This is a genomic window from Companilactobacillus mindensis DSM 14500, assembly GCF_001434275.1.
GTDB lineage: Bacteria > Bacillota > Bacilli > Lactobacillales > Lactobacillaceae > Companilactobacillus > Companilactobacillus mindensis.
In genome coordinates this window covers 36577-43658 of record NZ_AZEZ01000025.1, presented here as the reverse complement: position 1 = coordinate 43658, position 7082 = coordinate 36577, and the positions used below count along the sequence as shown (strand labels likewise).

Annotated in this window: 7 protein-coding genes; 5 read left to right on the top strand and 2 right to left on the bottom strand. The window is 37.2% G+C overall.

The window, feature by feature from the left end:
- The first annotated feature begins 163 nt into the window (after positions 1-163).
- The 3 genes from FD29_RS03340 to FD29_RS03330 all read left to right on the top strand — a co-directional run bounded on the left by FD29_RS03340 (position 164) and on the right by FD29_RS03330 (position 2941).
- Positions 164-1273, top strand: coding sequence for a DMT family transporter (locus FD29_RS03340; RefSeq protein WP_057887550.1), 1110 nt, complete (start codon positions 164-166; stop codon positions 1271-1273).
- A 105-nt stretch (positions 1274-1378) separates the two neighbouring features.
- Positions 1379-2299 carry an aldo/keto reductase gene (locus FD29_RS03335; RefSeq protein WP_057887549.1) on the top strand — a complete coding sequence of 307 codons (921 nt, stop codon included), beginning with the start codon at positions 1379-1381 and terminating at the stop codon, positions 2297-2299.
- Positions 2300-2332: 33 nt separating this feature from the next.
- Positions 2333-2941 carry an NAD-dependent epimerase/dehydratase family protein gene (locus FD29_RS03330; protein ID WP_057887548.1) on the top strand — a complete coding sequence of 203 codons (609 nt, stop codon included), beginning with the start codon at positions 2333-2335 and terminating at the stop codon, positions 2939-2941.
- Between the two features lie 106 nt (positions 2942-3047).
- Here the strand turns inward: FD29_RS03330 and FD29_RS03325 are convergent, their stop codons facing one another.
- Both FD29_RS03325 and FD29_RS03320 read right to left on the bottom strand, forming a co-directional pair.
- Positions 3048-3716 carry an ABC transporter ATP-binding protein gene (locus FD29_RS03325; protein WP_057887547.1) on the bottom strand — a complete coding sequence of 223 codons (669 nt, stop codon included), beginning with the start codon at positions 3714-3716 and terminating at the stop codon, positions 3048-3050.
- Positions 3716-4783, bottom strand: coding sequence for an ABC transporter permease (locus FD29_RS03320; protein ID WP_057887546.1), 1068 nt, complete (start codon positions 4781-4783; stop codon positions 3716-3718). The genes FD29_RS03325 and FD29_RS03320 overlap by 1 nt, the downstream gene beginning before the upstream one ends.
- A 124-nt stretch (positions 4784-4907) precedes the next feature.
- On the opposite strand from FD29_RS03320, the gene FD29_RS03315 reads away from it, so the two are divergent.
- Together FD29_RS03315 and FD29_RS03310 are read left to right on the top strand one after the other, a co-directional pair.
- On the top strand, positions 4908-5474 hold the full coding sequence (locus tag FD29_RS03315) for a TetR/AcrR family transcriptional regulator (RefSeq protein ID WP_057887545.1): 567 nt from the start codon (positions 4908-4910) through the stop codon (positions 5472-5474).
- Positions 5475-5577: 103 nt separating this feature from the next.
- A complete protein-coding gene (locus tag FD29_RS03310) occupies positions 5578-6819 on the top strand; it encodes an amino acid permease (RefSeq protein WP_057887544.1) in 1242 nt (413 codons plus the stop codon).
- The last annotated feature ends 263 nt before the right edge of the window (positions 6820-7082 follow it).

The window sequence follows — 7082 nt, the reverse complement described above, 5'->3', positions numbered from 1 at the left end:
GCTCTCACAGCGTTCCAGCGTCCACCAGAATTTCATGGAAGACGGCAGTGAACCATCTAACAAAATAATTTTTTGAAATTGGAAACACTTTCATTTTTTGGACCCCAAATATGAGAGTACACTAAACATATTCACTAACAAAAAATGGGGATGAAATTAAGTTTTGAATTTTAAAGGTTTTCTATACATATTAATACCAACATTTTTATTCAGTTCAATGGAAATTGCTTTAAAAATCGCTGGTAACCAATTCAATCCAATCGAGTTGAACTTCATTCGATTCTTGATCGGTGGATTGGCCTTACTACCATTTACAATTCTTTACCTAAGAAAGAACAATGTAAAAATTTCTAAAGGGGACTGGGGCAGAATTGCTTTGACAGGATTTGTCATTGTAGTTTTGAGTATGACGCTCTATCAAATCTCAATCGGTATGGCTAAGGCATCAGTCATTGCCATCATGTTGAGTGCCAACCCAATCTTCGGTTTGATCATTGGTTTTGTGTTCCTCAAAGAAAAATTATCAAGAACTAACGTTTTAGCATTGATTTTAACATTGGTTGGTCTTTTGATCATCATCAATCCATTCCACCTAACTGGTGCGATGGGAATTATTCTCGGTTTGATCTCGTCAGTTATCTTTGGTTTGTACGGCGTTATGTCACGTGTCAATGGTAACAAGATCGGTTTGAACGGATTATCTATGACATGTTTAGCTTTCTTGTTCGGTTCAACTGAACTCGGCGTTTTGATGGGTATCAGCCACATTCCAGCCGTTTCACGAATGATTCCAAGTAATTATGCGGAATTTGCTAACATTCCTTTCTTCAAGGGAATCACGTTACAAAACTTGCCACTATTGCTTTACATCTCAATCTTAGTTACTGGTGTGGCTTTTGGTTTGTACTTTGTGTCAATGGAAAAAGTCGGTATTTTACAGGCTTCCTTGATCTTCTTAGTTAAACCAGCTTTGGCTCCAGTATTAGCTTTGTTGATACTTGGTGAAGCTATGACGGCTAATACTATTATCGGTATCGTAGTTATTTTACTCGGTTCTTTGATCACACTTATGGGCGAAAATATTGCATACAGCGTTATGGCAATCTTCAGACGTAATAACCCTGAGGCTCATCAAGAAGTAGACGAATTGGAAGTTGTTAAAGACAAAATTGAAAATAGTGAACTTGCTAAACATAGAAAAGCTACCGAAGCAGCGGTTCGCAATAAACTTGAATCTGAACGTGAAGGTCAAGAATTACCTTCTGAAGATTAAAATATTATCGATAAGATTATGTAAATTATGCATAATCTTATTTTTTTTGCCCTAATTGAGCTATTATGAAGATAACGGTTTCAAAGTTAGGAGGTCTTAAAATACATGAATAATTTGATAAAAATTGGCAACACAGAAGTAACTAGCAAAAAGATTGGCCTTGGAACTAATAAAGTTGGTGGCCACAATTTATTCGATAATTTAAAGGACGAGGATGGTTATGCCGTTGTTAAGAAAGCTATTGACAGTGGAATAACGACTCTGGATACGGCCTATATGTATGGTTTAGGGCGTTCAGAAGAGATCATTGGCGATGTTATTCAGGATTATGATCGCAGTAAATTAGTGATCGCTACTAAAGCCGCTCAAGATCCAGATAATGATTTGAAAAATAATAATAGTCCAAAATTTTTAAAGGCAGCGGTCGATTCGGCTTTAAAGCGACTCAAAACTGATTATATCGATATCTTTTACATCCATTTTCCTGATGAAACGACACCTAAGGATGAGGCTGTCAGAGCTTTGAATGAACTCAAAAAAGCTGGCAAGATTAGAGCAATCGGCGTTTCAAACTTTTCATTGGATCAAATCAAGGAAGCCAACAAGGATGGTTTGGTTGATATTGTTGAAGATAACTACAGTTTGGTACATCGGAATGCGGAAAGTGAATTGTTCCCATATTTAAGAGCAAACAATATTTCCTTTGTGCCTTATTTCCCACTAGCATCAGGTTTGTTGACTGGTAAATACAGTGCCGCCGATCATAAGAAATTTAGTCAGTATACTGAGGCTCAATATACTGATTTATTGGCAGCCGTTGAACAAGTACGCAAGATAGCTGACAAATACGAAGCTAGCGTTGCCCAAGTTATTTTGGCATGGTACATGAAGAATCCCGATATTTCAATCGTCATTCCTGGTGCGAGAAAACCAGAACAAGTTGAACAAAATGTAAAAGCACTTGATGTTGAATTAAGAAACAGCGATTATCACGCAATTGATGAGGCATTCGCTGATTTTGCATAGAATTGTTAATTAATTGAAAGAGGAATCTTAATTATGGCAAAGAAAGTAGTAATTTTTGGAGCAAATGGCTTCGTAGGTGGAGAATTTGCTAAACAATTTATTGAAAATGGCGACAAGGTTGTCAGTGTTTCAAGAACTGGTGAACCATTGGGCAACGAATCATGGTACAACAAAGTAGAATGGAAGATTGGTAATGCTTTGTCAAAAGGCTTCTGGGCTGAGAATTTAAAGGATGCTGACGTAGTAGTTGATACGATCGGTGAATACAAGGAACAACCTAATGAGAATTTAACTTTTGAAAAGGTCAATTACCAAAGCGCTCTAAACATTGCTGATGCCGCAGAAGAAAATAATGTTCCAGTTTTCGTTTATATCTCGGCTGACGATATTCCTGGTGCTAACAAACGTTACATCCAAACGAAACGTGACGCTGAAGATAATTTGAACAAGCGTAAATTCAGAACAGTTATTTTGAGACCAACAACCATGGTCACTGATGATGACAAAATCGACAGTACTGAAGAATACCACAGTATTCCAGTTGATATGGTTGCTTTGGTTGGACTCGATGCTGTTGAGAATTCTAAAGAAAACGTTACTTTAGGACTCAAAGAAATTGAAAATGACGAGATCGACGCTTAGAACTAGAGAGTGGAGCAAACCGGTTTTAATAAAAATAAACTAAAACGTATTGCAGATAATTTGCAATACGTTTTTTTAATCTCTTAAAAATAAAAAAGTGAGATAATTATCTCACTTTTTTTAATTGTCCATCTTCAATTTGCCAAATCGAATCGACTAGATCTAGGATTCTTTCATCATGAGTTACCATGACGGCAGCTTTGTTTTCTTGATGCACGGTTTCTTGAATGATTTGAACGACCTCGCGACCACGTTTGGAATCCAGACTAGCAGTGGGTTCATCGGCCAAAATTAAATCAGGTTGATTGATAAAAGCTCGGGCGATGGCGACTCGCTGTTTTTCACCACCGGATAAAACGTTGGGATAACTGTTAAGGCGATGTTTTAAACCTAATTTTGTTAATAATTCGTTGGCATCGATAGCTGGTTTTTGAGATATTTTTTGAACGAACTGCAATTGTTCAGAAATTTTTAAATAGGGGATCAAGTCGGAATTTTGAAAGATAAAGCCGATGTTATTGAGTCGGACGGAGGTTTGTTGTTTTTTGGATAACTTACTGATGTCTTGACCATTCAGGCTAACGGTTCCAGATGATGGTGTCAGTAGAGCGCCCATGATAGTCAATAGAGTACTTTTACCAGCACCACTGGGACCGACGATAGCCGCAAATTCACCTCTTTGAACGTGAAAAGAGATGTCTTTTAAAACTTCATTGACTTGTTGTCCATCGGGATAGTTTTTAATAATGTGATTCAATTCGAGAATATTTGTCATTAATTGTTACCTCCTATGGCTGTGATTGGATCGACTTTCACAACTTTAATCAGTGAAAGAATGGCACTTATTAGCGTAATAAGTAGGAATAGACCGCCAGTTCCTAAGAGAACCGGTAGACTGAGACTGAATGGCATTGAAGCTGGCATCTTTAGTTCGATCAGATAAGTTATTAGGAAAGATACTAAAATAGCTACGATGGCTAAGATTCCCATTTCGCTTAAAACGTGTTTTACTAAGTAGGAGGTGTCAGTTCCTAAAGCCTTGAGAGTACCAAAATCGTTGAGCTTCTGTAAGTTGATGATGTAGAAAAAGACAGCTAGAACGAATAAGGAGATAATGTAAAGGAAGCCGACCATTAAGTAAAGCGAGCCTTGTTCTGCCGAATAACCGGGGATAGCGTTGATCAGCGTCTTTTTATTTATCACTTGATATTTTGAACTGCTATTAAGATTTTTCTTTAAAGCAATGGCATTGAAGCCAGTTTTCATTGGTAAAACTTTTTGGGCTTGTTTCTGATTCAAATAAATTACTGGTGTGTGTGAATAAGCCTTATTGTCAGTGAAACCGGCAATTTTGAAAGTTTGACCACTAGCGGAGTCTTTGATTGAGCTACCGATTTTATAACCGGAAGACTTCAATTTGTCAGAGACGACAACTTGATTGTTATCTTTATTAGTTAATTTTTGACCACTGGTGAGTTTGGGACTTAAAAAACTGTTGGCATCGATCATAAAGTAAGTGATGTCAGTCTTTTTACTGGCATTGTTGGTCTTTTGGATGGTGGCTTGATTGACGCTCAACTTGGCGGCGGAACCGTGATACTTGTTTTTGAATTTGTTCCAATCAGTTGCCGACAGTTCTGAACGGTTCAATCGAGCTTGTGAACCTTTCTGTAAAACAAAACTTTGAGCTGAAGTCTCTTTGATAGCTGAACCACTGTCATTGGCTAAGCCATTGGCTAGACCGGTGATGAAGAGTACCAAAAAGACGATTAAGAAAATTATTAAACCTAAAGCACTGAATTTTAATTTATCATGTCGTAAGTCTTTAAAAGTTAAATACATAATTTGTACCTCCTGATATTGATTATTTTATGGGGAGGGCATCAAAGGAACAATAAACAAAAGATAGGAGTCTGTGTTTTAGTGCACAGATCTACCTAATATGTGCATTAGAAAGGAATACATTATGAACGAAAATGATCGCCGAACTAGACGAACTCAAAACTTGATCCGCAAGAATTTTATCGATCTGATGTTGCAAAAACCAATCAATGAGATCACGATTCAAAATTTAGCCGATAAAGCGGACATCAACCGCCGGACTTTTTATCTGCATTACGAAGATATTTACGATCTATTGAACAAAACAGAGGATTATGTCTTGCAGCACTTTGAACAAATGCTGCGGGAATTTGTGGTACCTGAAAATCAAGAAATTATTGGAACGGCTTTTTTCAAAAACATTTTGACGTATATCGAAGCTAACGAGAAAATGATCGGCGTGTTATGTCGTAATCCAGATTCTAAATTGATGTCAAAACTGATTGAAATGACTGTCAGGGATGGTCAAAGAGTTATTCCTTTTACTCATGAGGAACACAGTGAATATATTTTGAACTACTGTTGTTGGGGGATGGTTGGCATCTTGCACACAGCAATGCGTCACGAGGATTTTGACAGTACGAATTTGTCAGTTTTAGCGGATAATTTGTTGACCAAAACTTTAGAAGTTGACGGAATAAGTCAAGAATAATCAAAAAAAGTGAAGTAAACGATTCCAGAATCTATTAATTAATGGCAATAAGTGTAGAATTTAAAAATGTATTTTAATTTATGTTTTTATGGGGGCTTATTTAATGGAAACTCTGGAACCAAAAAAGAATTATATAAGCTGGCCGGTTTTAGCCTTAATGGATTTTGTTACCGTAATTGGATTTGATGATTTAACTTATAACTTTCAAAACCAAGGTATGGGTGTTATTACTTCTTGGGTTATCATGCTATTTTTATATGTTATTCCATATTCATTAATGGTTGGACAATTAGGTTCAGTTTTTAATCATGAAGGTGGGGGACTTACTTCATGGGTCAGAGGTACGAGTGGTGAATTTTTAGGATATTTCACAGCTTGGACTTACTGGGCAGCTTCGATTCCTTACGTTGTCGATACTGCTAATTCGATCGTTGTTGGTCTAGGTTGGGCTTACAACGGTAATGCTAAGATGCAAAGTCAAATGTCGAATGGCTGGTTTGCTTTTTGGACTTTAGTTACTTTCGTCGTCTTTATCTTTGTACAGTCAAGATTCAAACGTTCTTTGGAAGTCTTGAGTACGATCGGTGGAATCGCCATGTTCGGTATGACTGTTTTGTTCGTACTGATGACATTTGCTGGATTGGCTGCGGGTGGCCATATCGCTACGCAACCGATGAATATTCACACAATTATTCCTAAGTTCGACTTGCATTATCTAACAACTATCGGTTTGTTGATCTATGCAGTTAATGGATACTTGTTGACTTGTGGTTTGAGTGCCTTCATCATGTTGTTGGGTATTTTCTTGCCAAGTATGAATGATATTTTCAACTGGCTCTTAAACTTGAACGGAATTATTTCACCAGGTGTTACTTGCTGGATCTTCTTCGCATTCATTAAGATCAGACAAGATAGTCAAAAATTCCCCTCAGACTATGTTTATATCAAAAATGACAAAGTTGCCTTGGCTGTTGGTTGGTGGTGCTTGATCATCACAGCCGTAGCTACGATCTTCGGAATTGGACCTCAAGATGTCAGTTTCGGAACATCTACTTGGTGGTATGAATTGGTTATTAACTTCGTTGCTATCATCGTTTTGATCGGCTTGGGTACTGTTTTGCCATATGTTACTCGTCGTGAAAACCGCAGTACAACTGGTTCTGCTTTCACGCGCCTACAATGGACAGGTATCTTGGCTGCCATCTTCCTGACGATTGTTGGAGATTTGTACCTTGGTGGTTCAAATTACCAACACAATATCATTTCAATCGTTGTGATCAGTATCGTGGGAATTGCCTTAGTGGTCGCCTTTGGTTGGAAAGAATATAATCTCAAAGAAGCTTAATTATTTGAATAGAAAAGCCGTCTAGAAAAACTAGGTGGCTTTTTTGCTCTAAAGATGAATACATCTTTTGAAATATAGCTGTAATACGATTTCTATATCATAGCAAGTTTTTTTTTGGTAAAATATTTCGAGTTGCTTAACTTTCCATAATGTACACCAAAAGGCAGTCTGGATAGATTGCGGTCATGTCGGGTAAGTAAGCGCTTTAATTTTTTAATATTTTTAAATCATTTTCCTCCTTTTATTCGAAAAATATTGTATAT